Origin of the sequence: Streptomyces glaucescens (genome assembly GCF_002154375.1) — a bacterium.
GTDB classification, from domain to species: Bacteria; Actinomycetota; Actinomycetes; order Streptomycetales; family Streptomycetaceae; genus Streptomyces; species Streptomyces glaucescens.
This window is the reverse complement of the sequence record NZ_MUND01000349.1, coordinates 1-1,637: the sequence shown is the minus strand read 5'-3', so window position 1 is coordinate 1,637 and position 1,637 is coordinate 1. Positions and strand designations below refer to the sequence as shown.

At 71.7% G+C, this 1,637-nt stretch carries 2 protein-coding genes; one reads left to right on the top strand and one right to left on the bottom strand.

All coding sequences use genetic code 11. From position 1 onward, the window contains the following. The coding region (locus CCN42_RS22560) for an MFS transporter (protein WP_143661986.1) at positions 1–509 on the bottom strand (509 nt) is incomplete at its 3' end. Between the two features lie 402 nt (positions 510–911). On the opposite strand from CCN42_RS22560, the gene CCN42_RS22555 reads away from it, so the two are divergent. Further along, positions 912–1,628 carry a hypothetical protein gene (locus tag CCN42_RS22555; RefSeq protein WP_143661985.1) on the top strand — a complete coding sequence of 239 codons (717 nt, stop codon included), beginning with the start codon at positions 912–914 and terminating at the stop codon, positions 1,626–1,628. The last annotated feature ends 9 nt before the right edge of the window (positions 1,629–1,637 follow it).

Here is a 1,637-nt window from a genome sequence, read left to right as displayed (position 1 = left end):
GCGGGCAGACACAGCGCGGCCACCGCCCAGAAGGCCGCGCGCCAGCCCGCCCGCTCCCCGAGCAGCGCGCCCGCGGGCACCCCGGCGACGCACGCCAGCGTGACCCCGGACAGCAGGACGGCGGTCGCCCGCGCCTGCTTCTCCGGGGTGGCGAGCGAGGTCGCCACGGACATGGCGACGGCGAGAAAACCGGCGTTGACGACCGCGGCGACGATCCGGGTGCCGAACAGCACCGCGAAGTCATGGGTGACCGCGCCGGCCACATGCACGGCGACGAACGCCGCGAGGAGTCCCGCCAGCGCCCTGCGGCGCGGCCACCGCGCGCTCCAGGCGGCCATCAGCGGGGCGCCGACGACCATCCCGACCGCGTACGCGGACGTCAGGCTCGCGGCGGCGGCCACCGGCACGGACAGATCACGGGCGATGCCCGGCACGAGCCCGGACAGCATGAACTCGGAAGTCCCCTGGGCGAAGACGGCAAGACCCAGGACATGGATGAACACAGGCAAGGAGTCGACTCCGGCGTGAGATGCGGGCAGGAGCATCCGCGCGCCGGAGGAGGAAGAACCGACCAGGGCACGCGGAGCGCGTGTCCGGTCGCCGAAGGCGGGGGCGGCTCGGGGAGCCGTACGAGGATCAGCCTGCGGCCCGCCGCCGGGCGACCGGCGGCTCCGCTCTGTCGGACTCGGGGTTCGTCACGCGAGGCACGCTAGCGGTGCTCTCGCGGGCCATCAACCGAATTGATGTCGTTAAGGTGTCGGGCTGGTGGGCGCAGGCGACCCGGGACGGTTCGGGGCTCCCCGGAGTCCGGGGCAGGGAGGGGAAGCGTGGCAAGGCCGCGAAGCAGGAAGGCAGACGTCAACGCGTCACTGCGCCGGGCCAGGCGGGTTCCGACGCCGCGGGCGACCCCGGTGGAGCGCTCAAGTGTCTTTCGCAGCAGGACTTTCTGGGCCGGTGTCGTCGGTGCGCTGGTGTCCGGTGCCGGTGTCGTGGTGTGGCAGTCCGGGTGGGGATGGTTCCAGGAGGAGATCACGGGCCCGCCGGAGCTCAAGGTGTACGCGAGTGACGTGCTCGGCTGCCATCCGGGGTACTTCGACGAGCCGCTCGAGGCGCTGCGGGGACGAGCGGAGGACGTCGCCTCCGAGGGCGGTGTGCGCATAGCGGCCGAGGACGAACCCGTGACGATCCATGTCACGCTGCAAGGGAAGACGGGCCAGGCGATCGTCGTGACCGGGGCCGAGGTGACGGTGCTTTCCAGCGATCCGCTCCCCACCAAGGGGTCGGTCATCGACGGGGAGTGCGGGGGCGGCGTCGACGAGCGGGCGTTCGACGTGGACTTCGGGCAGCGCCCGGTGACGGTGGGACCGCAGATCCGCCGCACGGCGCAGGGGACTCAGGCGGGCCGGGACTTCCCGTTCAAGGTGTCGTCGGGGGACCCTGAACAGTTCGTCTTCCATCTGAGGAACGTCGGACGAGATGTCCGGTTCGCGATCACGCTGACCTGGGTGTCGGACGGGGAGCCGGGAACCACCAGGCTCGACAACGAGGGGCGCGGGTACCGCGTGATGGGCGTGCCCACCGGCGTTCCTCGGTACCCGCTCCGTTCTCTGTACGCGGACACCCCCTAGTAGTACTTC